This window comes from Bacillus sp. PK6-026 (assembly GCF_054161455.1).
In genome coordinates this window covers 344,046-371,013 of record NZ_CP096418.1, presented here as the reverse complement: position 1 = coordinate 371,013, position 26,968 = coordinate 344,046, and the positions used below count along the sequence as shown (strand labels likewise).

At 45.7% G+C, this 26,968-nt stretch carries 28 protein-coding genes; 8 read left to right on the top strand and 20 right to left on the bottom strand.

Annotated features, from left to right (window positions below; all coding sequences use genetic code 11):
* Window positions 1-4 precede the first annotated feature (4 nt).
* Entirely contained in the window at window positions 5-403 is a 399-nt protein-coding gene (locus M1D59_RS01990) for a competence protein ComJ (RefSeq protein ID WP_023855672.1), read from the top strand.
* Window positions 404-442: 39 nt separating this feature from the next.
* On the opposite strand, the gene M1D59_RS01985 is transcribed toward M1D59_RS01990, so the two are convergent.
* The 3 genes from M1D59_RS01985 to M1D59_RS01975 form a co-directional block, all read right to left on the bottom strand.
* Window positions 443-1,879, bottom strand: a complete 1,437-nt coding sequence (locus M1D59_RS01985) for a glycoside hydrolase family 1 protein (protein WP_268460963.1) — start codon at window positions 1,877-1,879, stop codon at window positions 443-445.
* A gap of 69 nt (window positions 1,880-1,948) precedes the next feature.
* Entirely contained in the window at window positions 1,949-2,674 is a 726-nt protein-coding gene (locus tag M1D59_RS01980) for an AAA family ATPase (protein WP_458117743.1), read from the bottom strand.
* A 95-nt stretch (window positions 2,675-2,769) separates the two neighbouring features.
* Window positions 2,770-3,321 (bottom strand): NAD(P)H-dependent oxidoreductase, encoded by a 552-nt coding sequence (locus M1D59_RS01975; protein WP_039073173.1) that lies wholly within the window; start codon window positions 3,319-3,321, stop codon window positions 2,770-2,772.
* A 183-nt stretch (window positions 3,322-3,504) separates the two neighbouring features.
* On the opposite strand from M1D59_RS01975, the gene M1D59_RS01970 reads away from it, so the two are divergent.
* Both M1D59_RS01970 and M1D59_RS01965 read left to right on the top strand, forming a co-directional pair.
* Window positions 3,505-4,380, top strand: coding sequence for a transporter substrate-binding domain-containing protein (locus M1D59_RS01970; protein WP_458117742.1), 876 nt, complete (start codon window positions 3,505-3,507; stop codon window positions 4,378-4,380).
* Window positions 4,381-4,391: 11 nt separating this feature from the next.
* Entirely contained in the window at window positions 4,392-5,075 is a 684-nt protein-coding gene (locus M1D59_RS01965; protein WP_105979339.1) for an amino acid ABC transporter permease, read from the top strand.
* A 158-nt stretch (window positions 5,076-5,233) separates the two neighbouring features.
* On the opposite strand, the gene M1D59_RS01960 is transcribed toward M1D59_RS01965, so the two are convergent.
* The gene (locus M1D59_RS01960) at window positions 5,234-5,395 is read right to left on the bottom strand and encodes a hypothetical protein (protein WP_456283013.1); all 162 of its coding nucleotides are present in this window, start codon (window positions 5,393-5,395) and stop codon (window positions 5,234-5,236) included.
* Window positions 5,396-5,608: 213 nt separating this feature from the next.
* Between M1D59_RS01960 and M1D59_RS01955 the strand changes: the two genes are divergently transcribed.
* Window positions 5,609-5,935 carry a hypothetical protein gene (locus tag M1D59_RS01955; RefSeq protein ID WP_254122265.1) on the top strand — a complete coding sequence of 109 codons (327 nt, stop codon included), beginning with the start codon at window positions 5,609-5,611 and terminating at the stop codon, window positions 5,933-5,935.
* Window positions 5,936-6,019: 84 nt separating this feature from the next.
* Here M1D59_RS01955 and M1D59_RS01950 read toward each other — a convergent pair whose 3' ends face one another.
* The 3 genes from M1D59_RS01950 to M1D59_RS01940 form a co-directional block, all read right to left on the bottom strand.
* Window positions 6,020-6,361 carry a DUF3147 family protein gene (locus tag M1D59_RS01950; RefSeq protein ID WP_020450088.1) on the bottom strand — a complete coding sequence of 114 codons (342 nt, stop codon included), beginning with the start codon at window positions 6,359-6,361 and terminating at the stop codon, window positions 6,020-6,022.
* Window positions 6,352-6,780 carry a MarR family winged helix-turn-helix transcriptional regulator gene (locus M1D59_RS01945; RefSeq protein ID WP_268509514.1) on the bottom strand — a complete coding sequence of 143 codons (429 nt, stop codon included), beginning with the start codon at window positions 6,778-6,780 and terminating at the stop codon, window positions 6,352-6,354. Before M1D59_RS01945 ends, M1D59_RS01950 begins: the two co-directional genes overlap by 10 nt.
* Before the next feature lie 86 nt (window positions 6,781-6,866).
* Window positions 6,867-7,823: an acetylxylan esterase gene (locus M1D59_RS01940; protein ID WP_458117741.1), complete on the bottom strand. Its 957-nt coding sequence runs from the start codon at window positions 7,821-7,823 to the stop codon at window positions 6,867-6,869.
* A gap of 179 nt (window positions 7,824-8,002) precedes the next feature.
* On the opposite strand from M1D59_RS01940, the gene M1D59_RS01935 reads away from it, so the two are divergent.
* On the top strand, window positions 8,003-8,914 hold the full coding sequence (locus M1D59_RS01935; RefSeq protein WP_050820827.1) for a permease: 912 nt from the start codon (window positions 8,003-8,005) through the stop codon (window positions 8,912-8,914).
* 4 nt (window positions 8,915-8,918) lie between these two features.
* Window positions 8,919-9,764, top strand: a complete 846-nt coding sequence (locus tag M1D59_RS01930) for a TIGR03943 family putative permease subunit (RefSeq protein ID WP_026580503.1) — start codon at window positions 8,919-8,921, stop codon at window positions 9,762-9,764.
* Window positions 9,765-9,801: 37 nt separating this feature from the next.
* Here the strand turns inward: M1D59_RS01930 and M1D59_RS01925 are convergent, their stop codons facing one another.
* From M1D59_RS01925 to nadE, 7 genes are all read right to left on the bottom strand, one after another.
* Window positions 9,802-11,046, bottom strand: a complete 1,245-nt coding sequence (locus M1D59_RS01925) for a PucR family transcriptional regulator (RefSeq protein ID WP_023855679.1) — start codon at window positions 11,044-11,046, stop codon at window positions 9,802-9,804.
* Between the two features lie 161 nt (window positions 11,047-11,207).
* Complete coding sequence (gene putP / locus M1D59_RS01920; RefSeq protein WP_145608025.1) at window positions 11,208-12,656, bottom strand: sodium/proline symporter PutP; 1,449 nt, start codon at window positions 12,654-12,656, stop codon at window positions 11,208-11,210.
* A gap of 129 nt (window positions 12,657-12,785) precedes the next feature.
* Window positions 12,786-14,336: an L-glutamate gamma-semialdehyde dehydrogenase gene (gene pruA, locus M1D59_RS01915; protein ID WP_023855681.1), complete on the bottom strand. Its 1,551-nt coding sequence runs from the start codon at window positions 14,334-14,336 to the stop codon at window positions 12,786-12,788.
* 23 nt (window positions 14,337-14,359) lie between these two features.
* Window positions 14,360-15,271 (bottom strand): proline dehydrogenase family protein, encoded by a 912-nt coding sequence (locus tag M1D59_RS01910; RefSeq protein ID WP_173401204.1) that lies wholly within the window; start codon window positions 15,269-15,271, stop codon window positions 14,360-14,362.
* Window positions 15,272-15,640: 369 nt separating this feature from the next.
* Window positions 15,641-16,411, bottom strand: coding sequence for a nucleotidyltransferase domain-containing protein (locus M1D59_RS01905; protein WP_458117740.1), 771 nt, complete (start codon window positions 16,409-16,411; stop codon window positions 15,641-15,643).
* Window positions 16,412-16,672: 261 nt separating this feature from the next.
* The gene (locus M1D59_RS01900; protein WP_026580499.1) at window positions 16,673-17,200 is read right to left on the bottom strand and encodes a shikimate kinase; all 528 of its coding nucleotides are present in this window, start codon (window positions 17,198-17,200) and stop codon (window positions 16,673-16,675) included.
* A 121-nt stretch (window positions 17,201-17,321) separates the two neighbouring features.
* Window positions 17,322-18,140: an ammonia-dependent NAD(+) synthetase gene (nadE, locus tag M1D59_RS01895; protein WP_020450077.1), complete on the bottom strand. Its 819-nt coding sequence runs from the start codon at window positions 18,138-18,140 to the stop codon at window positions 17,322-17,324.
* Window positions 18,141-18,316: 176 nt separating this feature from the next.
* Here nadE and M1D59_RS01890 point away from each other — a divergent pair, with 176 nt between their 5' ends.
* Window positions 18,317-19,651, top strand: a complete 1,335-nt coding sequence (locus M1D59_RS01890) for an amino acid permease (protein WP_020450076.1) — start codon at window positions 18,317-18,319, stop codon at window positions 19,649-19,651.
* On the opposite strand, the gene M1D59_RS01885 is transcribed toward M1D59_RS01890, so the two are convergent.
* From M1D59_RS01885 to M1D59_RS01875, 3 genes are all read right to left on the bottom strand, one after another.
* Complete coding sequence (locus tag M1D59_RS01885) at window positions 19,652-20,290, bottom strand: LysE family translocator (protein WP_025810792.1); 639 nt, start codon at window positions 20,288-20,290, stop codon at window positions 19,652-19,654. It abuts the gene before it with no gap.
* 109 nt (window positions 20,291-20,399) lie between these two features.
* On the bottom strand, window positions 20,400-22,022 hold the full coding sequence (locus M1D59_RS01880) for an L-lactate permease (protein WP_025810793.1): 1,623 nt from the start codon (window positions 22,020-22,022) through the stop codon (window positions 20,400-20,402).
* A gap of 49 nt (window positions 22,023-22,071) precedes the next feature.
* Window positions 22,072-23,031, bottom strand: coding sequence for an L-lactate dehydrogenase (locus M1D59_RS01875; RefSeq protein ID WP_095292831.1), 960 nt, complete (start codon window positions 23,029-23,031; stop codon window positions 22,072-22,074).
* A 450-nt stretch (window positions 23,032-23,481) separates the two neighbouring features.
* On the opposite strand from M1D59_RS01875, the gene M1D59_RS01870 reads away from it, so the two are divergent.
* Entirely contained in the window at window positions 23,482-24,687 is a 1,206-nt protein-coding gene (locus tag M1D59_RS01870) for a nitrate/nitrite transporter (protein ID WP_079289461.1), read from the top strand.
* Between the two features lie 88 nt (window positions 24,688-24,775).
* Here M1D59_RS01870 and M1D59_RS01865 read toward each other — a convergent pair whose 3' ends face one another.
* The 3 genes from M1D59_RS01865 to M1D59_RS01855 all read right to left on the bottom strand — a co-directional run bounded on the left by M1D59_RS01865 (window position 24,776) and on the right by M1D59_RS01855 (window position 26,958).
* Window positions 24,776-24,946, bottom strand: a complete 171-nt coding sequence (locus M1D59_RS01865) for a hypothetical protein (protein WP_020450071.1) — start codon at window positions 24,944-24,946, stop codon at window positions 24,776-24,778.
* Window positions 24,947-25,010: 64 nt separating this feature from the next.
* Window positions 25,011-25,712, bottom strand: coding sequence for a cytochrome c biogenesis CcdA family protein (locus tag M1D59_RS01860; protein WP_026580495.1), 702 nt, complete (start codon window positions 25,710-25,712; stop codon window positions 25,011-25,013).
* 151 nt (window positions 25,713-25,863) lie between these two features.
* Window positions 25,864-26,958 (bottom strand): toxic anion resistance protein, encoded by a 1,095-nt coding sequence (locus M1D59_RS01855; RefSeq protein ID WP_020450069.1) that lies wholly within the window; start codon window positions 26,956-26,958, stop codon window positions 25,864-25,866.
* Window positions 26,959-26,968: the final 10 nt, after the last annotated feature.

The window sequence follows — 26,968 nt, the reverse complement described above, 5'->3', positions numbered from 1 at the left end:
TTCTTTGATCAAAAAGTGGGAAGCAGAAGAAATGACGATGTCATACCATCAGTTTACCGTTTATCAAAAAGGCGGAAAGCCGCCCGTTATGGATTGGACAGACGAGGATATTAAAAGAGGCTACACAGCGGGAGAACACGCGGTCTCGTTTGAAGCTCTCGATAATACGGCATCATTAGTAGAAGTTCGTTTGAATGTCCAGGAACAGGTTCCCTCCTTTAACAGGCGCGTCACCGTTTCTTTCGACGTGCTTCATGGCGGGGTCGAAATTGCAAGCGTCCTATCCAAGAAATTGTCATGCGACATCCCGCAAGGCGTCTATCAGCTGACATGCTATACGATTATGCCTGATCAAAGCAGCACTGCGAAGATCACCTATATTCTCGATTTTAAACAGGCCTGATCAAAGAATAAAGGCGCCGGTGTCACCGGCGCCCTTCTCCTAAAGCTCTTCCCCGTTTGTCTGAATGACATTTTGGTACCAGTAAAAGCTGTCTTTTTTAATCCTCTTCAAGTCCTTTACATTCTCTTCATCACGATTAATATAAACGAAACCGTATCTCTTCTGGTAGCCGTTCAGCCAGCTCAATAAATCTGTAAAAGACCAGCTGCAGTAGCCGATTAAATCGACTCCGTCGTTTAAAGCCTGTCTGCACTGTTCAAGATGCGCACGCAAGTAGGCAATTCTGTAATCATCATGAATTGTGCCGTCATTTTCAACCTTATCGAATTCCCCAAGCCCGTTTTCCGTTATGAAAAGCGGAAGCCCGTAGCGGCTGGAAATCCTGCGAAGCCCGATTCTTAGACCGATCGGGTCAATGGCCCAATCCCAATTCGATGTCTCAAGATGAGGATTCCTCTTTGTTTTGTATAAACCGGGCATACCTGTTTCCTGGTTGCTGCCCTTTTGGCCGGTCGTATTCATCTTTCCCTCCGCTACTCCGTCTAGAGGATTCATTTCATATGTGATGGTTTGATAATAATTCACACCGACGAAATCAGGTTTTCCTTTTGCTAAAAGCTCCATATCCCCCTCCTCAATTGTCGGCGCCCAGCCTTTTTCCTTCAGATATTTCAAAGGAATGCCCGGATATGTTCCCCGGCAATACACATCAAGCCACCAATAATTTGTAAATTCCTCAGCATTTTCGAAAGCGAGGATATCATCCGGACGGCTGGAGAGCGGATATGCAGGCGAATAAGCAAAACTCGGTCCGATTTTTCCATCGGGAACATACCGGCGAAAAGAATCGATTGCCTTTGCATTCGCCAGAAATGCAATATGGTTAGCCTCATAGAAGCGTTTCCTGTCCTTCACACCCGGAGGATGCATCGCTGTGATAAAGGCATGATTAAAATTGTAATTTTGCTCGTTAAGGGACACCCAATATTTGACCCTGTCCCCATACCGCTTATAGAGCGTAACGCAATACGTATTGAAATCCTCTATAATCCTTCTGGATTCAAAGCCGCCGTATTCATCCATTAAAGCCTGGGGAAGATCCCAATGATAAAGCGTCAAAACGGGTTCAATATCATGAGCAAGGAGCTCATTAATCAAGTCATCGTAAAATCTCAAGCCCGCTTCATTGACTTCTCCCCTGCCTTGGGGAAAAATCCTCGGCCAGCTGACTGAAAAACGGTATGCTTTTAACCCCATCTCGGCCATTAAAGCAACATCTTCTTTAAAACGGTGGTAATGGTCGACCGCAATGTCTCCATTGCTTCCTTTAAACGTTTTGCCGGGAATCTTTGTGAACACATCCCAAACCGAGAGGCCTTTGCCGTCTTCCTTCCAGGCCCCTTCGATCTGATAGGCTGCTGAAGCTGCTCCCCATAGGAAATGGTTTGGAAATGGGCGTAATTGCTGATGAATCATATGGCTCAACTCCTGTTTCGTATTTTGATCCGGATGCACTTTATCATATCCTATGAAACGCGTTTCAGATCAAACATCATCTAAAAACAGCTCCGCCAGAAGCTTTTCCCGGTGCTGAAGAAAATACTTGGTTAAGGTGTAATGATCCGTATCCTCATAGTTCACTTCAGTGATTCGTTCACCATCAAAACTGAAGATGTCGGCTTCCGGATACCCTAATAAAATGGGGGAGTGAGAGGCGATAATAAACTGAGCTTGGTTTGATTTCGTCAAATCATGAAGAATTTTCAAAAATGCCAGCTGTCTTGCCGGGGATAAAGCAGCTTCAGGCTCATCGAGAAGATAGATTCCCTTCTCTTTAAAACGATGTTTGAAAAGCGATAAAAAAGATTCACCGTGTGATTGCTCGTGAAGAGATCTGCCTCCGTAGCCTCGAAAACCGGTGATGTCTACTTCATCAATATGAGTGGCAAAATGATAAAAAGATTCGGCGCGCAGAAAAAAGCCGTTTGTTACTTTAGGAAGCCATGACAATCTAATATAGTCTCCCAAATCCGAACCGGAACCGTACACTTCATATGTATTATTTCTTCCCCCGCCAGCCGTGTTAAATTCGCATTTATCTGCGATTGCTTCAAGCAGCGTCGATTTGCCTGATCCGTTTTCCCCCACAAAAAATGTTACGTTTTTTTGAAACGTCAGCTCTTTTAAATGTTGAATAGCAGGAATTGAAAATGGATATTTTGCATAAGAAGGAACTTTTTCCCGAAGTAAAGTCAGCTTTTTTAAAAACATGCGAGCACCCCCTGCTTTGCTTTTACTCAACTGTATCACGTTTTCTTAGAGGATAACGAAAAAAGAGGTTTGCGCCTGAGCACAAACCTCTTGACTTAAATCGAAAATACTTCTTTTAAATGGGCGTCCAAATCAGCTAAATATTGATCTACTTGCGGATTGCTGATGACATCATGGACAGAGAATGTTTTTAAAGGCTTCATGCCGACGAATTCCTGCATTTTGTGCAAATGAAAGAGCGCTTCATCAAGACTTTTACCTTCGAAGAATGTCCCCTCTTTGGAGAATACATCCTTGGGCGCGTTCCATGTGGTTGAAAACATATACTTTTTGTCTGTAAACAGCCCGCCTCTGCCGTAGTCTTCAGACCCTTGATAAAAAAGCCCGTACTCATAAATTTCATCAATATATTTTTTAAATAAAGCAGGAACACTGAACCAGTAAACAGGCGTCTGATAAATAACAGCATCAGCCCACTTGAATTTCTCGTGCTCCTCCGGGATTTGATAGCCGTCTGCCACCACTGTTTTTTTTACTTCATATTTTTCACCCAGCTTGTCCGCCATCGCTGTAAAAATAGTGTGATTAAGCTGTCCTCTTGCATGGGGATAGGCTTCATGTCCGTTGATGATTAAAATATTTTTCATCTTTTCTTATCCTCCTTGTGTTTCAATTTACCAATATCTTTATGATTCCATCTTTCACCTTAAAAAGTAAAGCAGGTTGCACAATCAATTATTTTATTTTTTCCCAATACTAATTATCTTATTGCCTAATCCCTACTTCAGTGCTATGGTTTACTTGACTAAAGGAATAGGAGGATTTTTTAAGTGAATAAATTGCATACGTATAAGCGCATTTCATTGTTGATAACGGTGTTAGCGCTCGCTCTTATAACAGCTGCATGCAGCACTACTCAAAATACGGCTGAAAATCAAAAAACAGCCTGGGATGAGATAAAGGAAAAAGGGAAGATCGTTGTGGCGACTTCGGGAACCCTTTATCCTACTTCATATCATGACACTGATTCCGGCAAAGACAAGCTGACCGGCTACGAAGTGGAAGTCATCTGTGAAGCGGCTAAACGGCTCGACCTGGATGTCGAATTTAAAGAAATGGGCTTTGACGGCATGCTGACGGCGGTGGGGAGCGGACAAGTGGACGCTGCTGCCAACGATATTACAATGACCGACGACCGCAAAGAAAAGTTTTTGTTCTCTACGCCTTATAAATATTCATTCGGAACGGCTATCGTCCGCAAAAAAGATCTATCAGGCATCCACACGCTTGAGGACTTAAAGGGAAAGAAAGCCGCTGGCGCAGCTACGACAGTTTACATGGATATCGCGCGCCAATACGGAGCTGAGGAAGTCATTTACGACAACGCAACAAATGACCAATTTTTAAAGGATGTAGCGAATGGAAGAACCGATGTCATCTTAAACGACTACTACCTTCAAAAACTCGCGCTCGCCGCAATGCCTGATCTGGATCTGACTATTCATCCCGATCTTAAATACTATCCGCATCAGCAAGGCATGATCATGAAAAAAGGAAACGCAGAACTAAAAAAACAATTCGACAAAACGATTGACGAAATGCTGAAGGACGGCACAATTAAAAAGATTTCGAAAAAGTTTTTCGGCGGTGCCGACGTTTCGAAAAAGCAGGATATCGACTTTGTCGATGTCGATATGAATAAATAGAGGGATGTCAATTGGGCTCTATTCAATGGGAGTATATTTTTAATGCAGAATTGGCTGCGAAATCGTTTCCTTATGTGATGCAAGGCATATGGAATACGCTTTTTATTTCATTTGCGAGCATGTTTGCCGGTTTAATTCTCGGTTTTTTCATCGCGCTTGGGCGCATGTCGGAGATCTCTTTGCTTCGTTGGCCGGCAAGAATCTATATTTCGTTTATGAGAGGCGTTCCGATCCTTGTCATTCTATTTATTCTTTATTTTGGTTTTCCTTATATCGGAATCCAATTTACGGCTTTGACTGCTGCCTTAATCGGCTTCAGCATGAACAGCGCCGCATACATTGCCGAGATTATCCGCTCGGCCCTGTCGTCCGTTGACAGAGGGCAGTGGGACGCTGCAAAATCGATCGGCTTTTCCTACTGGCAGACGATGCGCCACGTGATTGTCCCTCAATCGGTTAGAATTGCACTCCCGCCTCTTGCAAACGTAATGCTTGATCTCGTTAAAGCGTCTTCCCTCGCCGCCATGATCACCGTGCCTGAATTGTTTCAACAGGCAAAAATCGTCGGCGGACGGGAGTTCGACTATATGACGATGTATATTTTAGTTGCCTTGATTTACTGGGCCGTTTGCTCGGCGATCGCTTTGCTCCAGGATTTCCTGGAGAAGCGGACAGAGGTTTATATCAAAAAATAGCAAGAAGCTGCCGGGTGCTCCGGCGGCTTTCCATACTGTGAAACGGAGGCGGTATTATCCATATCCTCAGATCGACTTATTTTCACGCAGATCACCTTTATACGATCGACAGAAACAAATTAAGCTATCAAACCGATCCATCAGGCCATTTCCAAGCATCATACGTCTGCTGCAACCATACGAATGCCGAAGACCGCATCCATATATCCGTTTTCTTTGAAGGAAATGACCGGCTCTCGCAAACCTTTCCATCCATCGTTCCCGCTCATTCGTCCAAGGAAATCAAAATCAGGTTCCAGCATGTTCCTGCGGGCAGACACATCGTTTATATCATCACCCAGTCCTTCATGTTCGACCCAAAGGCTGAGCACGATTGCAAATGGAATCGGGATGCCGACGATGTAGCACCCTACTATTTTGAATTGATTTCACATGCCCCGCATTCTGACCGGCTCTCGACTCATCCTGCTTGCATTGAACCTGTTAACTGTCAAATGAACAGCGGCAGCCCATCTCAAACAAGATTGATTTACTTGTCTGACAAAGCAGGAAACCCGGTTGAAAAAAACGGCCGAGAAGATCTGTATATCTCTTTGGTCAACCAGGAAGCGCATCGTTTAAAGGGCTATTTATATTGCTTTGAAAACGGGGAATATCAAAAGTTCATGGTCAGTCAATCTAAAGCTCAAGCATTCTCCTATGAACTCGCTCCTGAAACCGTCCAGACTTATCCGATAAACTTAAAAATACTCGGGAACCATTATTTCCGATTTCTGTCGACATCCATCCCGCCCGAGGGGCCATACAGAGACGTTCCTTTTCCGGCGAGGATGATTTATTACTCCAAGCTTTATACGTGACAGTCTCATACAGGGGGTATGCCGCTCCCTGATCGTTTCAGCCGCTTGTGCGGCAGCACAAGCGGCATCTTATTCCATTCCCCTTCACCCGAATATCGCATGGATGAGAGCCTTTTGCAGCATTAAACACCCGCCCCATCCGCATACTCCAAACACAACAGAAATGACAACCGGAAATGATGCTTTTAAACTCAAAACCACGATCAAAAGGAGAACCGCCGTGGCGGGAAACCCCCATAGCACGCCTTTCGCGAATTGGCTTAAATGCTTTAAAGATTCCCCTTGTACACTAAGCCAAAATAAACTCAGCAGACTGACAAGAGGCAATGCCGCAATCATTCCACCCATTTCAGGCGATTTTCGTGCAATTTCGGTTATAATGGCGATCAATATTGCAGAAACCCCGATTTTCACTATTAAAAACATGATTTTGCCTCCCGGCTCAACAAGGAAAATGCTGTTTTAATGATTTCGACTTCTTCCTCATTTAATTGCTCCAGCACCTTTTGCAGTTTTTTCGGATGAAGTCTCGTATGCCGTTTCACTGCTTCTTCACCTTCAGGCGTTAACGTGACGTAGACTTTGCGTTCATCGCTGCTGTCCCGGTTTTTCTGTACAAGTCCTTTTTGTATCAGTCTTTTCACATGTTCTGATGCCGTATTATGAGAGACATCCAATAATTTTGCTAAATGGCCAATGGTCACCAAGCGGTTTTTTTCGATATGCTGAAGCATTCGAACCGCGTGGTGAGACAAATGATCATCATGCTTTGTGTGCAGATGGTAGTAAATATCCGTCCAGTCCTGATTCATCATTTCTATGATTTTCTCTGTATTCATTTTCATCACCCTCTCTAATTATATCTTATAATACGATATATTCTTAAATCAAGACATAAAAAAACCCGGCTTCACCGGGTGTTCGCTTTTATTCATTTCAGGTGCTTTCTCAAAAACGCCAGCTTTTCGGTTTGGAACGGCGGGATGTATTCGTGTCCAAAATAGCGGTACACTTTTATTTCTTTATCCGTTTTCAAGTGATTGTAAGCCGCAAAGACGGTGGATGGCGGTGTGATGGTGTCAACCAGTCCGATCGACATGTGAACGGGCGCTTTGACCGCTTGGGCAAGGTTCATGATATCAAAATAAGACAGGGTCCGCATAGCCGCCTGTTCAATATCCGGGCTGGTGTTTCTTCTGAAAAAGGAGTTGATTTCGAGATAAGGCTGGTCGATCGCTATATCGATCGCTCGTTGAAAATTGCTTAAATAAGGGTATTCGGACACGGCTGCTTTTGGAATATCGGACAGCGCCGAAACCGCGACAGCCAGCCCGCCTCCTTGGCTTGCCCCGATCACTCCGATCCGCTTTTCATCGACTTCAGCAAAACCGCTGACCACTTCGACTGCTCGTACGGCATCTAAATAGACCCCTCTGTAGTAATATGTTTTCGGATCGAGGATTCCTTTTGTCATCCAGCCGGGTACATGTCCGTGTTGAGAGGTCTCTGTATCTTCACTGCTGCTCTGCCCGCGAACCAGCATACCGAATGCCGCATAGCCGTGAAGAGCCCAATTGACAATATCATGAATGTCTCCGTCATAGCTGGCGTTATAGCCGTGATATTTGACGATCGCAGGATGCGGCCCTTGGCGGTCGGGTACTGCATACCAGCCTTTGATTCGCGCTCCCCCGGTGCTTCTGTATGTAAGCCAGTAGACTTTTACCCCGTCAGCCGGATATTCATGCGGTTCAAGCTCAGGCTCCGCTTTTATATTTGACAATTCCTCCAATGAACCCTTCCAGAACTCTTCAAAATCAGCCGGTGCCGTCCGTTCCGGTTTATACTGATAAAGCTGTTCTAGCGGCATATCATAAGGCTGCTGCATCTTGTCTTTCCCCTCTTCTTTTCATTTTTTGAATATTCTTATCATAACATTCCCCTTCAAGGCTGTGTATGGATTTTATATGTATTGATTCTGTCACTTCTGCTCCTCCCATTATCTGACCCCGCCGCACAAAACCGCTTTTTCAATTTATGTTATAATGCTAGATTGAAACTAAAAATATGCATTTGCGCGGAGGTTTTTTTGTGGCTTCACAATCCTTTCTGCAGCTGAACTCAATATTTATCAGTATATTAATAGAAGCGATTCCGTTCGTTTTGATCGGGGTTTTTATATCAGGTTTGATTCAAATGTTTGTGACGGAGGAGATGATGGCGAAAATCATCCCGCAAAACCGATTTCTCGCCGTTTTGTCAGGGACATTTGCCGGGGTATTGTTTCCGGCTTGCGAGTGCGGCATCGTTCCGATTGCCCGCAGGCTGCTTTTAAAGGGCGTACCGCTTCACGCAGCGGTCGCCTTCATGCTGACGGCCCCGATCATCAATCCGATTGTGTTATTCTCGACATTCATCGCTTTCGGGAACAAATGGGATGTTGTGTTCTATCGCGGCGGGTTGGCGATTGCGGTGTCTCTCATTGCCGGGCTGATCATCTCTTATCAATTTAAAGGGAATCAGCTGATCGAGAACGGGACACGCGGCCATCACCACCATGCCCATGTGAACCAGTCTTTCCTGCAAAAGCTCGGCGGGACGCTCCGCCATGCAGTTGACGAGTTTTTCTCAGTCGGAAAATATTTGATCATCGGCGCATTTGTCGCAGCGGCAATGCAGACGTATATTAAAACATCTACCCTTTTGGCGATCGGGCAGAATGATGTATCTTCCTCCCTTGTTATGATGGGGCTGTCATTTGTGCTGTCCCTTTGTTCAGAGGTCGACGCTTTTATTGCTTCTTCTTTCAGCAGCACGTTTTCACTCGGCTCACTTATCGCCTTTCTTGTATTCGGAGCGATGGTGGACATCAAAAATCTGCTGATGATGCTCGGCATCTTTAAAAAACGCTTTGTGTTTGTCTTAATCGCCTACATCGCCGTTATTGTCTTAGCCGGATCACTGTTGGTAAAGGGGTGAGAACATGTTTCGCACATTCATTTTAATGTTGTTTACGTTTTTCTTTTTTCATCTTCATGCATCCGGCAATCTGACAAAATATATTAATATGAAATATGCTTACCTTTCATACATCGCTATTTTTCTTCTGGCCATTTTGACAGCGGTGCAATTCTACATTTATATGAAAGGGTCGGACGAAAAAGGATGTGACCGCGACTTCGGATGCGGCCATGATCACGATCATGAAAAAGATAAGCCTTTTCTGAAAAGGATGTTCATTTATTTCGTGTTCATCTTCCCTTTATGCACCGGACTTTTTCTGCCGGCAGCGACGCTTGATTCCAATATCGTCAAGTCGAAGGGCTTCTCGTTCAAAGCGATCGAACAGCCGGAGCATTATGCCCAAACCCAGTACCTGCGCCCTGATACAAGCATCTACTACGGCGAGGAAGGGTACGATGAATTGATGAATAAAGCGCTGAAAAATTATAAAGGAAAACAGCATATTTCATTAAAAGACGATGATTTTTTGAAGGGCATGGAAACGATCTATCAATATCCGGGAGAATTCCTTGACCGAACGATCGAATTCGACGGTTTTGCCTTTAAAGGGGAAGCGATCAATGATAAACAGCTGTTTGTTCTCCGCTTCGGAATCATTCATTGCATCGCCGACTCGGGAGTCTACGGTATGCTGGTCGAATTCCCTGAACATACGAATATTAAAGACGATCAGTGGCTCCATGTAAAAGGAACGCTGTCTTCCGAATACTATCAGCCTTTCAAATCTACGATTCCTGTGATGAAGGTGAAGGATTGGTCTCCTATAAAAGAGCCAAAAGATCCTTACGTTTATCGGACATATTAAAAGCCGGCACTTCATGCACCGGCTTTTCTTTTTCTGTTTACGATTTGTAGCCTGCTTTCTTCATCAGCATTAAATCGATAAACAATTGACATCTAGTATTAAAATCATTGAGATCGATCGATGTCATTTCTAATATTTGTTTGATACGGTAGTTGAGCGTGTTTTGGTGGATAAACAGCTGTTCTGCGGATGGCTTGACCTTGCAGTTGTTGACGAGATAAATTTCAAGCGTTCTCAAAAATTCGGTGTGGCTTTCTTTATCTTTTTCTTTCAGCAGCTGAAGGTCCGGGTTTACATATTGCAGATGATCGTTTTTTGCGGCGATTTGGTCAAGATACCTGAAAAGCCCGAGCTTTTGGTATTCATAGGGAATGTGTTCCTGGCTTCCCGTGATTTCAGCTGCTTTCGTCACTTGGAGCGCCTCTCTGTAGCTTCTGCCAAGGGACAGCGGGCTGCTGTACTCATTGCCGACCCCGATTAAAATAAGAGGCAGCATTTGCGAGCGCAAATGGGTCAACAGACGGTTGATCAGTTCTGAGGCCGCAGCCAGCGCGGAACGCTTGCGCGACACACTGCCGACAATGATGGCGATATTCGAATGATCCTCCAATACGTGACTGATATTATCTTTCAGGTTTAAATAAGACCGGATCGTTTCCTTCAGATCCTCGAGCAGTTCATCCTCCCCGTCAACGACTTGAAGCACCATGACGGTAAACACGGCCGGCAGGACAACGCTCGCCTTATCGGCGGCGGCTTTCAGCTCTTTTTCCGTTTGAAACTGATCGTTAATTGCCTTTTTGTAAAGCTCTTCCGCCTGTTCTTCTTTTTCTTGTTTGAGGCGTTTTTTCTTATAAATGATCTTCCCGACATGAAAGGATGCTTTGTATAAGAAATCAAGCTCTTCATCAGACAGGTCGTCTTCAATCTCCTGCACCCAGATATAGCCCATAATTTCGTCTTTATACTTGGCGCTGACGACAACCCGCTGGTTTAACCCGATTTCTTCAATCTGTTTTACCCTAAAAGGAGTCGGAATCGTTTTCAATTGATCAATAATGCCTTCTTCGACGAACTTTTCAAAGATCGGCAGCGGACATTTTTTGGAGAAAATCGTTTGCTGGTTTGCTGCATCAAAATGGTTAATATAATAGGAGTTATAAGCTAATAAGAAAAAATCTGCGCTTTCCAGTATGACCGGCTTTTTCAGCTCGCCGCTGATAAAGTCAATGATCTCATTAATGTTTGAAAGAGAAACAACTTGTTCTAATAGCTCTTCCATATCCTTTCTCCTACTCGTTTTTAACTTAATCATACTTCTCCTTTACACTCTTGTATAGACTTATATGCGACTTTTAAAAAAATGGGATCAATCCCCTGTTAGAAGGGGGGAGAAGGCCTATAAAAAGAGAGACGGAGAATGGTTTCCCATCTCCATCATCGTTACAGTGTTTGTTTGTATTGCTCGAATTCATCAAGCACCTGCTGCTCCGGTTTTGATGTCAATAGACTGACGACAAACACAAACAGCAAGCTGGCGGCAAAGCCCGGAATCATTTCATAAAGAACATCGGAAAGTCCGGCTTCCGCCCAAATGATGACGGTAACTGCTCCGGCAACCATTCCGGCAAGCGCCCCCCATTTTGTCATCCTCTTCCAAAACAAACTTAAGATGATCACTGGGCCGAACGACGCGCCGAAACCCGCCCAAGCATAGCTGACAAGACCGAGAATCGTATTGTTTTTTGTCCAGGCGAGACAGAGTCCGACAATGGAAACCGCCAAAACCGAAAGCCGTCCGAAAAAGACGAGTTCTTTGTCAGATGCAGAGCGTTTAAATAGCGTTTTGTATAAATCTTCAGTTAGAGAACTTGATGTAACTAGCAGCTGGGAGGAAATTGTACTCATAACCGCTGCTAAAATCGCCGAGATTAAAAAGCCTGTGATCAGAGGGTGAAACAGAATGTTCCCCAATTGAATGAAGATCGTTTCCGGATCATCCAAGTGAAGCCCGTTCTTCGAGTAATACGCAATACCGAGCAATCCGGTCAGCAGTGCGCCCGCACTTGAAAAGATCATCCAACCCATGCCGATCCGGCGCGCTTTCTTCGTTTCCTTGACAGAGGATATCGCCATAAAGCGCACGATAATGTGAGGCTGTCCAAAGTAGCCGAGGCCCCATGCAAACAAGGAGATGATGCCGAGGACACTCGTTCCTTTAAAAATATTGAGGAGGTTAGGATCGATCGACTGGATTTCGCTGAAGGCTTCTATCGGTCCCCCCGTCTGAATGAACGTAACAACCGGAACAAGAACTAACGCGACAACCATAATGATACCCTGGACAAAGTCCGTCCAGCTGACGGCCAAAAACCCGCCGAAAAGCGTGTAGGCCACGACGACACCCGAAATGATCCACAGCCCTGTATGATATTCCAAATGAAACATGCTGTTAAATAAAACGCCGCCGGAAACCATTCCTGATGATACATAAAACGTAAAAAAGGTAATAATAACGACTCCGGAAAATATCCGCAGGATCTTTGATTTGTCATGAAAGCGGTTTTCTAAAAATGCAGGGATGGTAATCGAATTGCCTGCTACCTCGGTGTATGACCTTAAGCGCGGCGCCACAAAAATCCAGTTTGCCCATGCGCCGAGCACTAGGCCGATGACAATCCATGAACCGCTCAGGCCTGTTGCAAACATGGCGCCCGGCAGCCCCATCAAAAGCCAGCCGCTCATGTCTGATGCGCCGGCGCTGAGCGCCGTGACAGCAGGCCCGAGCGTCCGTCCGCCAAGCATATAGTCTGAGAGATTTGCTGTCCGTTTGTAAGCGTAATACCCAATATAAAGCATCCCTACCATGTAAATTACGATGGAAATGATCAATTGTGCGTTCTGAATAAGAATCTCCCCCCAAGATGCCGTTTATCTAAATTTTTAGACTAATTTCTCTTTTTTTGAAGGCAGCCTATGAAAGGCTGCCTTCGTCCCCTGTTTAATCCCTTTTCTTACACCTTAAAACGTTTCGCTGATCGTTTTCGCCTGCATATGAAGCGCAAGATAATCAGGTCCGCCCGCTTTAGAATCGGTTCCCGACATTTTGAAACCGCCAAACGGATGGTAGCCGACGATCGCCCCTGTACAGTTGCGGTTGAAATACAGATTTCCGACATGGAATTCTTGTTTTGCTCTGTTGATATGGTCGCGGTTTTTAGTAATGACCGCGCCTGTCAGGCCGTATTCGGTGTTGTTGGCAACTTCCAGCGCCTCATCAAAGCTGCTGACTTTTGAGAAAGCAACAACAGGTCCGAAAATTTCTTCCTGCATTAACCGGGCTTTCGGATCCAGATCGGCAAAGATCGTCGGATCGATGAAGTAGCCTTTTGAATCATCGCCTTTTCCTCCGCTGACTAAGCGGCCTTCTTCTTTTCCGATTTCGATATAGTCCATGATTTTATTATACGATGCCTGGTCGATGACAGGTCCCATATAAACGTCCGCGCTGTCAGGCTCTCCGACTTTCTTGGACTCCGTAATTTCGATTACGCGCTTCAATACTTCGTCATATACCTTTTCATGCACGACAGCCCGTGAACCTGCTGAACATTTTTGGCCTGCAAAGCCGAAGGCAGATGTGAAAATTGATTGTGCAGCCAATTCAATGTCACAATCCTCATCAACGACGACCGTATCTTTTCCGCCCATTTCAGCAATCACTTGTTTTAAGTGTGTCTGACCAGGCTGAACCTTCGCTGCGCGCTCAAAAATGCGCGTTCCGACTTCCCTTGAACCTGTAAACGTAATGATGCTTGTTTTCGGATGATCCACCAGGTAATCCCCGACTTCAGCTCCGCTTCCAGGGACGAAGTTAACTACTCCTTTTGGAAGTCCGCTTTCTTCAAGCACTTCAACGAACTTGGCAGCAATGACAGGCGCTGCGCTTGCGGGCTTCAGAACAACCGTGTTTCCTGTCACGATCGGCGCAACCGTCGTTCCGGCCATGATCGCGAAGAGGAAGTTCCAAGGCGGAATAACAACCGTTACACCAGTCGGTGTGTACACATATTGATTTCGTTCGCCTTCACGGCTGTTAACCGGCTTTCCTTTCGCAAGCTCAATCATTTGCCGCGCATAGTATTCCATAAAATCGATCGCTTCTGCCGTATCCGCATCCGCTTCATTCCAAGGTTTACCTGCTTCTTTGACTAGAAGCGCAGAAAACTCATGCTTTTTGCGGCGCACATTGGCAGCCGCGCGGAATAAAACAGCCGCTCTTTCTTCAGGATCTGTGTATCTCCAAGTTTCAAACGCTTTCGCAGCCGCCTGAATGGCCTTTTCCGCATGATCCTGAGTAGCCTTGGATACCGTGCCTACAACTTCTTCTTTGTTTGCAGGATTGATCGATACGATCTTGTCTTCCGTTTCATACCTTTCTCCATCGATAACAAGAGGATAGGACTGACCCAGCCATTCGTTATTTACCGTTTCCAGAGCTTTTTCGAATGCCTTCCGGTTTTCTTCGATCCCGAAATTTGTAAATGGTTCGTGTTTGTAAGGTGTTGTCATGCTAATCTCCCCTTTTTATCGTTTTATTTCTTCGTCATGCCTTTAAACGCAAAAGCGATGTTGGCAGGCCGTTCGGCAAGCCGTCTCATAAAGTATCCGTACCAGTCGTCTCCGTAAGGAAGATACACACGCATATTGTAGCCTTCCTTCACCAGTTCCAGCTGAGTTTTGCTGCGCATCCCGTACAGCATTTGAAATTCGAAGCGGTCTTTGCCAATTTGATGCTCTTTCGCAATTTCTTTAGTGTAATCAATCATCTTGTCGTCATGAGTTGCGATGGCTGTGTAATGGCCGCTCAGCAGCTGCTTTTTAATGAGCTTTTTGTAATTCTCATCCACATCTTTTTTGTCAGGAAACGCCACTTGTGGCGATTCTTTATAAGCTCCCTTCACAAGACGGAAAAACGGATTATACGGATTAAGCTCCTCCAAATCCTGTTCGGTCCGGTACAAGTAAGCCTGCAGGACCGTGCTGACATACTCGTATTTCTGCCTGAACTCCTTAAAGAGGTCAAGCGTCTTTTGGCAGCGTACTTCATCTTCCATATCGATTGTGACCATCACTTTGTGCTGTTCGGCACATTCCAGAATGCTGGTCATATTATCCCTGACAAGGTCAAGGTCAATATCGAGCCCCAGTGACGTCATCTTTAATGAAACATGTGAATTAAGCTGTTCCTGAGCAATCAGCTGAATGGCCCGAATGCATTCCTGCGTGCGTTCCCTTGCGACTTCCCTGCTGTCTACAAATTCGCCCAAATGATCAACTGTGACAGTCAATCCTTGTTCGTTCAGCCCCTTAATAATCGGAATTGAAGCTTCAAAATCTTTTCCTCCGATAATTTTTCCGGTCGCGACGGAACTCCCCCAATTTCTCGCCAGGCGATTCAGGATGCTGCTTTTAGATAAGAATAGGAAAAAGTCTCTTGTTATCACTTCCATTATCACACCCCGCCATCTCATGAAATATTTCTTTATATTCTTAATTTTATAAGAGCAAAGGGTCGATTCACAATATTTCGAAAAAACAAAAAAGCTGACGATTTTTGTGGTTTTTCCACAATGTTTTACATCTGCTGGGATTTTTTCAGAAACTTTCTTCCTAAAACTTGGATGGTATACGACAATAGAATCAGGAAGAAACTTCGGTAAAGAACAGGATGCGTTTTCGGCGAACCCGTTTTTGCGAATGCCCTTTCTGCCGTTCCGCGCCGCTTTATTTGAAAACGCTTTCTGTTATACTCAACCATTTCCCTATGAATGCAAAGAAAAAACCCTTTAAGAATACTTAAAGGGAATACTATGTTATGCCCACACCTCGTCTAGCGTTTCTCTAAACAGCCGGTCAAGCTCCTGCGTCAGATCTTCATGATCTGTTTTATATGCTTTGGCAACCGTCTGAAGCCGCTCCAATTCACGATCAATAAATGCGTGGAGGATAGGGTTTTGAGGTTCAAGATTGAACTCCTCCCCTTTCTTTTTCCTCTCAAGCAGCTGTTGGATTTCCGTTTTCAGCGGTCCATCTTCCGTAAGTTCGTTAAGCAAAACCTGAAATTCAATCGGAGGAACCGTCCGGCGGCTTTCAATCCACTGACAAGCCAGAATTGGGCGGAGCACATAAAAATACTTTTTGATTTTCACTTCTTCCCGCTGCAGATAGTGGCGAAAATTCCCTGATGCCATATTGAGATAATGGTACATGCAGGAGACTGGAGAAAAGGCGCGGCTTTTCAGCTGCCTCATGTTTTCCGCCAGCGAATTGGCTTCATAATAAACCGTTCCCGAGGAAAGCCATTCGAGAAGCGGAGGGTTTGATTTCCTAAACAATCTTAACGCTTTTGTCAGCTCCCAACCGCTGATATCGAGAGAATCGTCAATCGGCAGTTCAATCACATCGCGCTTTGCATCAATTGACAGATACCAGTCTTTTTGATGGACATAAATAAATCTGACATCGTAATCACTGTCCTGTGAGGGAAAGCCCCAGGCTCTGCTGCCCGATTCAACCGCATAGAGGATTTTAACACCGTATGTCGCTTCAATGTTTTTCAGTTCTTCTTGAATTCGCTGTTTCATAATAAGTGCACCGCCAGTTTATCGTTTCTATTATTTAAATTATAGTGTCTGCTCAGGCATTAAGCGACTTTTTTGCGGTCGCAGAGCCAGAAAAGATCTTATCCAGAGAAGTGGCTGCCGTGTATCTTCGGCCTGCCCGTTTTTATGGCGGCGGGACGCCAAACGGTCAAACAAGACCGAAAGAGCCTATGATCAGACAAATCATTGGCTCAATATATTGACACAGCGATAGAAACAGCTTAATTAAACGTTTGTTTAAGATCAGCTAAGCCCCAGCATCTCCACAATGTAGTCGGCCGTTTCCTCGGCAGACCGGTGATCTGTTTCGACTTTCAAGTTGTGGAATGCATACATGCTCTTTCTCTCATTAAACAGCTGTTTCATTTCTTCGATTGAGCGGTTATGAAGAACCGGCCTGTTCTCAATCAAGAGATCTATCCGCTGCTTCCAACTCTCCCATGTTAAATCAAGAAAGATGACAAAGCAGTGTTCGAGACACTTCTTTCTGATGTCCTCCTGTTGGAAAGCGCCTCCCCCTAAAGATACGATGCTGCCCATTGTATGTTCGCACATCTGAAAAATATATTCTTTTTCAGTCTGTCTGAAAAACGCTTCCCCTTTTTGTTTAAACATCTCCGGAATAGTCATTTGAAAGTCATTTTCAATCTGCTGGTCGATATCGATAAAGTCGCGGTCTAATTTCTTTGACAGAAGCTGACCAATGGTTGTTTTCCCGACGCCCATAAACCCGATCAGCACGATATTCTTATCTCTCATTGCGGCATTCATTTCCAGCTTCTACTCCTCCTTGCATAAAGGAATCAAATATCTTAATTATATGACAAATCCAGCTTGAATGATATAGGGTGCCTGTTAATAAAAAAAGAGGCTGAAGTCAGCCTCTTTTTTGCTATTTCCACCAGTCGTCAAACATTGAAGCAGGGACTTGGCGTTTGTGCTCGGATGCCTTATAGCGTTTTTCGATCGCCTCGGCCACCTCGCTGGAGACGGCTTTTCCTTCAAGGTAGTCGTCGATGTTATCATACGTCAGGCCGAGCTCTGTTTCATCGGATTGCTGAGGTTTTTCATCAAGCAAATCGGCGGTCGGAGACTTCGTATAAAGCCGCTCCGGCGCTCCCAGTTCTTCCAGCAGGCTTCTGCCCTGGCGCTTTGTCAATCCTGTTAGCGGCAAAAGGTCTGCCCCTCCGTCTCCGTATTTTGTGAAGAATCCGGTAACAGCTTCTGCAGCATGGTCTGTTCCGATCACCAGCAGCTGATTTTGACCCCCGATCGCATATTGGGCAATCATCCGGACTCTTGCTTTTACATTGCCTTTGTGAAAATCGGCAAGCGCCTCTCCAGTGACTGACTGATATTGATCAGCAAATGAGCCTACAGTTGAAGCAATGTCAAAAGCAAAAGACTTGTCAGGCTGGATAAATTTGAGTGCCAGCTGGGCGTCATCTTCATCCTGCTGAACGCCGTAAGGCAAGCGGACCGCAATAAATTCCGCCTGAACGCCTTCTTCTCTCAATTCTTCAACAGCCAGCTGGGCAAGCCTGCCCGCCAATGTGGAGTCCTGTCCTCCGCTGATGCCTAAAACAAAACCTTTGGCACCCGTTTTTTTCAAATAGCTTTTTAAAAAACCGACCCTTTTTTCAATTTCCTGTTTCGGTTCGATAGAAGGCTTTACATTCAGTTCCTGCATGATTTTTTCTTGTAAAGTCATCCGTCATTCCTCCTTTTGACTGAATGAACCGTAATGATTATGTCTTTAACTATAGCATATGTTTTATTTCAAAGTGAATATTGAGGTGCGCAGAGAGCCTTTCCTCCCTCTTTTCTTCGTGAATAAAAAAGGCGCCCCCTGGCAAAATAACAAGAAGATTTAGAGGGGTTGAAACGATGAAACGACAAGCGAAAAAAGGAGATTTAAAATGGTGGCAGCTCTCCATGATCGGAGTCGGCTGCACAATTGGAACGGGGTTTTTTCTCGGTTCAAGCATCGCGATTAAGAAAAGCGGCTTTTCCGTATTAGCCGCCTTTCTTCTTGCTGCCCTTGGCACTTTTCTCGTCTTTCAGCAGCTGGCGAAATTAACGGCGGATCATCCTGTTGAAGGGTCTTTTTGTTCTTATGCCAGGGAGGCCTTCGGCAATTGGGCGGGGTTTAGCAATGGCTGGGTCTACTGGTCATCGGAAATGCTGATTATCGGGAGTCAGTTGACGGCGATCTCCCTGTTTACACGCCATTGGTTTAACCAGGTTCCGCTGTGGGTGTTCGCCTCCATTTATGCGGTTCTCGGGCTGATCGTCATTTTCACAGGGCGCAGCAGTTTTGAAAAAACGGAAAACATACTGGCCGTGTTGAAAACGGCGGCCATTTTAATGTTTATCATCATCGCTGTCTTGGCATTGTGCGGGCTGTTGCCAGGAAAAACGCCTGACGCGCAGTTCCCTGACCGGGTTCACGAGTTGTTCCCTTTCGGCTTTATGGGATTATGGACGGGGTTGATTTACACATTTTACGCCTATGGAGGAATAGAAGTCATGGGTCTGATGGCGATTCACTTAAAAGACCCGAAAGATTCATCAAAATCAGGGAGCCTGATGCTCATAACCCTTGCTGTGATTTACGTCGCATCGATCGGGCTGGCCATGCTCCTAGTCCCCCACGGGGCATTTACCGAACAGAACAGCCCGTTTATTACGTCATTAAAAGACTTTCATCTCGATTTGATCATGGATATTTTCAATGGCATTTTCATTATCGCCGGTTTTTCAACGCTGACTGCTTCCCTGTTCGCTGTCACCACACTGATGGGAACAATGGCGAAAAATGGAGATGCACCGGCCTGCTTTGCGAAAAAAGAAAAGGCGAAAGTATCGTGGCCGGCACTCGGCCTGACGGTGCTCGTTCTCGCTGCTTCCATCGTTCTGTCACTGCTTTTGCCGAAGCAGCTTTATGAACATATGACAACGGCCGCCAGCTTAATGCTGCTCTATAACTGGATGTTTATCCTGCTTTCCAGCAAAAAGCTCACAAAGCCAAAAATGAAAGGGAATGTCCAGATTATCACAGCGCTTGTCCTGATTTTATTTGCCGTTTCAGGTACGTTATTTGAAAAAAACAGCAGACCCGGCTTTTTTGTGAGCCTTCTGTTTCTTGCCGTTATTGCTGTTGTGACAATGCTGATGAAAAAAAGGTGGGCCCATCAGGAACAGAAAAACGGGCAGGCATAATCAGCCTCCCGCCTTCAGCAGTTCGAGCATCCCCTGATAGCCGAAGTAACATCCGAAAACAATTAGACTGATGCCCGCGAGCCAAGTCGTTGCCTGGATCATTCGCGGGCTTAAAAATGTTCTGAATGTCCCCGCAAGAAAAGACATGGCCAAGTCCCACAAAAAAAGTCCGATTAAAATGCCTGAACTGCATATTAGCAGCTGGTATGATTCGTACGTCTCTACCGTTTTCGCCAAAATGCTTCCGTAAATGCCGAGCCAGAACATGATGCTCAGCGGGTTTGAAAGGGAGATCACCAGCCCCGAAAAGAAGGATTTGCGGTATGAACCTTTCTCTCCCGCACCTCTCATCAGTGATACTTCCTTCGCCTTGACCAGGCTCTCGATCCCCGTATAGGTCAAAACAAAAAAACCAAACAGCCATAAAAATGTTTTTAAAAATGGCGCTGTCAAAAATTGAGCGACTCCAAAATAGATCAAAGCCATATATAAGACATCCGCCGTCACAGCGCCAAGACCAAACAGCCAGGCATGAAAGAAGCCACCTTTCATCCCCCTGTCGATCTGCGCCGCATTCACAGGGCCGACAGGTGCAGCCAAAGACAAGCCCAAAAACACATAACTCAGGAAGATGTTTATCATATCTCGTCCTCCTTCCGCGGATAACTTGTACAATGTATTCAAAAAGAGGACATGATAGAACAAACAGATTAAAAAGCCTTTTCCCATTGCGGGAAAAGGCTCTTCTTTATATGCCAAGCTTTGAAAGTGCAAATGTCCAAATGCAAATGATGAAAAGCAGGATCAAGCTATATTTAACGGTTTGGCTGAAAAGCTTTGATTCCTGCCCTGTCTCTTGGACCGCGGCTGTTGCAATCGCAATCGACTGCGGTGAGATCAGCTTGGCCATCACGCCTCCCGCGGTATTGGCGGCAAGCAGCAACGCTGAGCTTGTCCCGATTTGCGCTCCGGTGACAGCTTGCAGGTGGCCGAATAATGCATTGTTGCTGACGACTGAACCTGTGATAAACACGCCGATCCAGCCCAATACGGGACTGACGAACGGAAAAATATCCCCTGCTTTGGCAAGCGCCAGTCCGATGGTTGAACTCAATCCGGCATAATTGGCCAGGTTTGCAAAACCCATCACAAAGCAAATGGTCAGAACAGGAAGCCACAGTTCCTTGACCGTCTCTTTCAGGCTGGAAAGTCCTCCGCGGAAACTGATGTTTCGGCTCAGCACAATCGTGAAGATCACGGCGATCAGTATCGCCGTACCCGTCGCTGAAATGAAGTCAAGCTTCATCACGGCATCAAGCGGTGCCGGTTCCGGAGCTATTGGCGGCGTTTTCAGCACTTCCCGGTGAAGAAAAGGCATGTTGAATAAAATCGTCGATTGTTTCAGCCATCCGCCTTCCTGAAAAAGTCCTTTAAAACCGGGCAGGCTCCACACCGCAATGACAGCGGTCAAGATATAAAACGGAGACCAGGCTTTCATAATGTCTGCTGCATGATATTTTTCAGCGGGTTCATGTTCATTCCCGGTTTCTCTGTATATGTGACGCGGCTGCCACTTTTTCAAAAACAGCGCCAGCGCTCCCATACTGATTAAAGCGGCCAAAATGTCCGCAAGTTCCGGCCCCAATCCAATCATCGTTAAAGTCTGCACCGCCGTATAGCTTCCGCTTAATACAAGGAGAGCCGGCAGCGTTTCCCTTATTCCTTTAAACCCGTCCAGTATGAAAACGAGCAGGAACGGGACAAAGAAAGTGATGAACGGCAGCATCAAAGCGAGCGTTCTGGAAAGCTCAACCGGTGTCAAGCCTCCCATCTGTGCTCCTGTAATTACCGGAATTCCGATCGCTCCAAAGGCCCCGGATGCAGCATTCGCAATTAAACATAGAGATGCCGCTTTTAAAGGTTTAAAACCAAGCTCGACAAGAAGAACGGCGCTGATCGCAATCGGCACGCCGAAGCCTGCCGCGCCTTCCAAAAAGGCGTTAAAACTGAACCCGATCAGCAATAACTGAAGCCGCTGGTCAGACGAAATCCCGGCAATGCTCGCTCTGATCACTTTAAACTTTCCGGTTTTGACAGAAATTTTGTAAAGCCATACAGCCATCAGGACAATATATCCGATCGGCCAAAGACCGTTTGCAATTCCAAGTAAAACGGCTGAGACAGCTTTCGCAGCCGGCATGTGAAAAAAGAAAACCGCTACAATAAAGCTGACCGCCAGCGTCAAAAATGACGCGATGATTCCTTTCATCTTCAGCACGGTCAATGCAAGGAGAAAGAAAAGAATCGGCAGAATGGCGGCAAAAGCGCTGATAAACAGATTCCCAAACGGATCGTATATCTGCTGCCACATTTTCATCATCTCGCAATCTTCATGGTGTTAGTATCTTCATGATGTTCAGTTATGCCTGCAGTTCAAAATGCGGTTTTAAAATTGCTTTTAACACACCTGCGCTATGCTTGAATTGCTGTTTTTCCTTTTCATTCAGGTCGAGCTCAACAATTTCCCTCGCTCCGCATCGGCCGACAACCGCCGGAACTCCGATATAAACATCATTTTCCCCAAATTCGCCTTCAAGATGTGCGCTCACGGTTAAAATCGCTTCTTCATTGCGGTAAATCGCTTTCGTGATACGCGCGAGGCTCATGGCAACTCCGTAGTATGTCGCACCTTTTTTCTCGATAATGTGGTAAGCGGCGTTTTTGACATTGTCAAACAGTTGATCAAGATCTTCTGCTTTGTATTTCTCATTTCTTTTCAGCAAGTCGCTGACGGGAACTCCGCCGATATTCGCGTGGCTCCAGACAGGCAGCTCCGTATCTCCATGTTCACCAATGATGTAGCCGTGCGCATTGTGGGCAGCGACACCGAAATACTCGCTGAGCAAGTAACGGAAACGGGCTGTATCAAGTGTTGTACCGCTTCCGATCACGCGTTCTTTCGGAAGTCCGCTGAATTTCCAAGTCGCGTAAGTCAAGATGTCGACCGGGTTTGTAGCGACAAGGAAGATGCCGTCAAAACCGCTGGCCATGACTTCTCCGATAATTCCTTTGAAAATTCTCAGGTTTTTTTCGACAAGATCCAGACGGGTTTCACCCGGCTTTTGGTTTGCTCCGGCGCATACGCAGACAATGTCGGCGTCTTTGCAGTCCTCATATGTGCCGTACCATGTTTTCACAGGATGTGGGGCAAATGCTTTACCGTGGTTTAAATCCATGACATCGCCCATTGCTTTGTCTTTATTTAAATCAATGATCACAAGTTCGTCTGTGATACCTTGGTTAATTAACGTAAATGCATAACTGCTTCCAACAAAACCCGCACCGATCAAAACTGTACGGTTTACTTTTTGGTTTCTCATGACTCATCATTCCTTTGCCGTTTGTTTTAAAATCTAAGCTGTTTGTGAAATTCTTCACATTCATATTGTGCAATACTTCACATACTTTTTCAAGTGATATACATTTTTATTTATGTCTATTTTGTGTCTCTACATACTTCTTCCTTAAATTTGTACATTTTTTGGTAAAAATATGCCTTACAGCTAAAGAAAAATTGGTAAACGTGCTGCAAAAGACTGCTTTATCTGCAAGTGCATCAGGCCCATTCCAATCTAAGTTTCCCCTTTTCAACAGTCATAACACCTCAAATCTTCAGCAACATTCAATCATCGCCGGGTATAATGCCGTCCAAATTAACATTTTAAATATTCAATCTTTTAGTTTGTTAGTAAAGCTGACAAAAATACTGCCAACCCTATTCTATTTTGTCATGATAAATTCTAGAATCTATCGGATGGGGAGTGTTGCAATTGAAATTGGCGGATTTGAGGAAGAGCGGACACGCGCCTTCCTTGTTGTCATCTTTTTTATATTTCGATGTCAGCTTTATGATTTGGGTGTTGCTGGGGGCGCTTGGTGTTTATATGACGGCTGATTTTGATTTATCTCCATCACAGGTCGGATTGATTGTCGCCATACCTACTTTGGCCGGATCGTTTTTCCGGATTGTGCTCGGCATTTTAACCGACCGTTTCGGACCGAAAAAAACGGCTATTGGCGGAATGCTGGTGACGATGATTCCGCTGATATGGGGGTGGCAGTTCGGTTCATCGGTCGCCGAGCTGTATATCATCGGAATTTTACTCGGTGTGGCAGGCGCAAGCTTTTCCGCATCCCTGCCAATGGCGAGCCGCTGGTATCCGCCGCACTTGCAAGGCCTTGCCATGGGGATCGCCGGAGCGGGAAACAGCGGAACACTGCTCGCTACACTATTCGGCCCTCGCCTGGCGGAGCAAGTGGGCTGGAACGGCGTCATGGGATTGGCGCTGATTCCTCTGATACTCGTGTTATTCAGCTATTTCCTTATGGCAAAAGAACCTCCGAATCAGCCGGCGCCTAAACCGCTCAAAGACTATTTTGCTGTTTTCAAAGAAAGGGACACTTGGTATTTTTGCCTTCTCTACAGCGTAACATTCGGAGGTTTTGTCGGCTTGTCCAACTTTTTAAGCTACTTTTTTGCATCCCAGTATGCCGTTCCGGCGGTAAGGGCCGGCGAATTTGTCACGCTCGTCGTTGCATCGGGAAGCTGCCTCCGCCCTGTCGGCGGGTTGATTGCCGATAAAATCGGCGGCGTGCGTCTGCTGCAATTCCTCTTTATCGGGGTGGCTCTGTGCATGTTCTCAGTCAGTATGCTCCCATCTCTTGGCGTTGTCACAGCCGCATTATTTATCGGCATGGGCTGCCTCGGGATGGGGAACGGCGCGATATTCCAGCTTGTACCGCAGCGATTTCAGCAAGAGATCGGGATGGTGACGGGAGTCGTGGGCGCTGCGGGGGGAATCGGCGGATTCTTCCTCCCGAATATTCTCGGAACGCTGAAGCAAATCACGGGTACGTATTCAAGCGGATTCCTCACCTTTACCGTTATCGCATTTTTGGCACTCGGACTGCTTTTGCTTGCTCAGGCCGGATGGAAAAAACAGTGGAAAACCGAGGAGAAATCAATTCGAATATAAAGGGAGCCGCTCGATTCTTTTCGGGCGGTTTTCTATTCCTGCCAGGACCGTGACGATTGGATGCTCGTGTGAATAGAAGCAGCGTATATCACCCTGATCCTCCCGATTGTTGAAATGAAGATTCAAGCACTTTTTTCGCGAATTCCAGCATCCCGCTATCGAGCGGGTAAAGCCCGTTTGGCTCTTCAGATTTGCGAACCTTCCAAAATCGATTGGCTAAATCCTCATGTCCCTTAAATGAGTGATCAAACAAGCACATGATATCCTCCGCGATTTTGCTGTTTTTCACAATCTTACTCGCATAATGCGGCGCGGGAAGCTTTTCAAAAGAGATTCGTCAAATTCGAATACCAGATATTCATCCATATCATGTTGTCCGTATAAAGCAGGATGCCGATGACGATCATCAGCGCGCCGCCGATTTTCATGAGCATATTCGAATATTTCATAAGCGGCCTGATGTTTCCGATAAAAAACGCCATGAGCAAAAAAGGAATGGCAAAACCTAGAGAATATGCGGTGATCATCATGAATGCGCTCCCAAAATCAGGGTTCTGAAAATTTGCATATGCGATCGTTCCGAATATAGGCCCGATGCACGGCGTCCAGCCCGCCGCAAAAACCATTCCGACAAGCATTGAATTCAACAAGCCTATTTTCCCTCTTCTAAACGAAAGGCGCCGCTCCTTCATCATGAAAGCCGGCCGGAAAACGCCGAGGAGGAACAGGCCCATGACGACGACAAATATTCCACCCAGCATGCGGATCAAGTTATGGTATTGCAAAAACAGCAGGCCAAACGAGCTGGCGGAGAAACCCAATATGTAAAAAATTACAGAAAAGCCGACCAAAAAAGCAGCCGCGTGAATCATCACCGATTGTTTGATGCGCTTTGCATCTCGGTCTTTCAAATCGCTGACCGAAATCCCGGTGATGTAGGAAATAAATGATGGATACAAAGGCAGGCAGCACGGAGAAATAAACGACAGGAAACCGCCGCCGAATGCCAGCCATAAAGCGGCCATATACTTCCATCCCCTTCATGTTTATATATTTTTTACCATGCGATTCTCTTTCTCTAGCATAACATAAAAAACCGCCTATCATGGCGGTGATTTTTTGTATATTTGAAGCCGTCGCCAGATCATCCGGCGGACGGCTTCTTCACTATCCTTTTTAACCGTTTAAAGCGGCTTTTTTCATATTGTCCTGAAGTTCCAATATGCGTTTTGCCCCTTCTTCGCGCAGGCGTTTGTTCTCATCTTCAATCTGCTTCGTCTCCTGCATGCCTTTGACAATCGTATTCCAAGACTGTTCGATCGTTTCAATATCGATGCTCGGCCTTCCGGACATTCTCGCGATTTCAACGGACTGGCTCGAAATATTTTCCGCGTTTCGCTTCAGCATTTCGTTGGTGCGGCGGTCGAGTTCGCTCATTGAATCGGCGACAAGCTTTTGGCGCTTGGCGGTCACCGCCTGGATGATGCCGTTTTTGAAAATCGGAATCGTAATGATGAATGCCGAGTTGATTTTTCCGATCAGCTTTGTGTTTCCGCGCTGGAGCAGACGGATTTGCGGCGCGGTTTGAATCGCAACCATCCGCGCCATATCGAGGTCATACACCCGTTCTTCCAGCGCTTGAATACCATTTCGAAGCGTATCAAGCTCCATCTGTGCCATTTGGTTACCGCTGGCCGCTTTCGCTTCATATTCAGGGATGAGCTGCTGCAATTCTTCTATTTTCATCTGGCCGGCTACGACGTATTTCTCCAGCTCCACATAGTAATTGAGGTTGCTTTCATACATTTCATCAAGCGTCACGGTCGATTTTGTCATTTCATCTTTATATTTCGAAATTTCGACGTTGATTTTTTCGATTTCACCGCCGAGCGTTTGATATTTTTTAAATATTTTCTCGATCATGCTGTTGCCGCGCTTAAATAACTTGGAAAGCAGGCCTTTCTGTTCTTCAAAGTCATTCTTGTCAAAGCGGTCCATGATTTTACCGAGCTGCGTCAACATCGCACCTGAATCTGTCACACTGTTTGTTCTCATCATAGAGAGAATACGGTCTGAGAACTTGGATATTTCAAGAGCGGGCTCTTTTCCGAATTCTAAAAGCTCCACTTGGTTTTTTACGTCAATTTGCCGTGTCAGAGCTTGCACATCGGGCTCCCGGCGGAGTTTGGCACGGATGTCTTCCGCTTTTTCAATCGTGATCTCTTCCTCTTTGCTGATATTGACGATGCTTGTTTCATTTGGATTTGCCATCAGAGTGGCT

Coding starts and splice junctions, on each gene's coding strand:
- M1D59_RS01985 (WP_268460963.1), bottom strand. CDS start 1,879: ATGATTCATCAGCAATTACGCCCATTTCCAAACCATTTCCTATGGGGA.
- M1D59_RS01980 (WP_458117743.1), bottom strand. CDS start 2,674: ATGTTTTTAAAAAAGCTGACTTTACTTCGGGAAAAAGTTCCTTCTTAT.
- M1D59_RS01975 (WP_039073173.1), bottom strand. CDS start 3,321: ATGAAAAATATTTTAATCATCAACGGACATGAAGCCTATCCCCATGCA.
- M1D59_RS01950 (WP_020450088.1), bottom strand. CDS start 6,361: ATGTTTTTAATAGTGAAAATCGGGGTTTCTGCAATATTGATCGCCATT.
- M1D59_RS01945 (WP_268509514.1), bottom strand. CDS start 6,780: ATGAAAATGAATACAGAGAAAATCATAGAAATGATGAATCAGGACTGG.
- M1D59_RS01940 (WP_458117741.1), bottom strand. CDS start 7,823: ATGCAGCAGCCTTATGATATGCCGCTAGAACAGCTTTATCAGTATAAA.
- M1D59_RS01935 (WP_050820827.1), top strand. CDS start 8,003: ATGCATTTGCGCGGAGGTTTTTTTGTGGCTTCACAATCCTTTCTGCAG.
- M1D59_RS01930 (WP_026580503.1), top strand. CDS start 8,919: ATGTTTCGCACATTCATTTTAATGTTGTTTACGTTTTTCTTTTTTCAT.
- M1D59_RS01925 (WP_023855679.1), bottom strand. CDS start 11,046: ATGGAAGAGCTATTAGAACAAGTTGTTTCTCTTTCAAACATTAATGAG.
- pruA (WP_023855681.1), bottom strand. CDS start 14,336: ATGACAACACCTTACAAACACGAACCATTTACAAATTTCGGGATCGAA.
- M1D59_RS01905 (WP_458117740.1), bottom strand. CDS start 16,411: ATGAAACAGCGAATTCAAGAAGAACTGAAAAACATTGAAGCGACATAC.
- M1D59_RS01900 (WP_026580499.1), bottom strand. CDS start 17,200: ATGAATGCCGCAATGAGAGATAAGAATATCGTGCTGATCGGGTTTATG.
- nadE (WP_020450077.1), bottom strand. CDS start 18,140: ATGACTTTACAAGAAAAAATCATGCAGGAACTGAATGTAAAGCCTTCT.
- M1D59_RS01890 (WP_020450076.1), top strand. CDS start 18,317: ATGAAACGACAAGCGAAAAAAGGAGATTTAAAATGGTGGCAGCTCTCC.
- M1D59_RS01880 (WP_025810793.1), bottom strand. CDS start 22,022: ATGTGGCAGCAGATATACGATCCGTTTGGGAATCTGTTTATCAGCGCT.
- M1D59_RS01875 (WP_095292831.1), bottom strand. CDS start 23,031: ATGAGAAACCAAAAAGTAAACCGTACAGTTTTGATCGGTGCGGGTTTT.
- M1D59_RS01865 (WP_020450071.1), bottom strand. CDS start 24,946: ATGTGCTTGTTTGATCACTCATTTAAGGGACATGAGGATTTAGCCAAT.
- M1D59_RS01860 (WP_026580495.1), bottom strand. CDS start 25,712: ATGGCCGCTTTATGGCTGGCATTCGGCGGCGGTTTCCTGTCGTTTATT.
- M1D59_RS01855 (WP_020450069.1), bottom strand. CDS start 26,958: ATGGCAAATCCAAATGAAACAAGCATCGTCAATATCAGCAAAGAGGAA.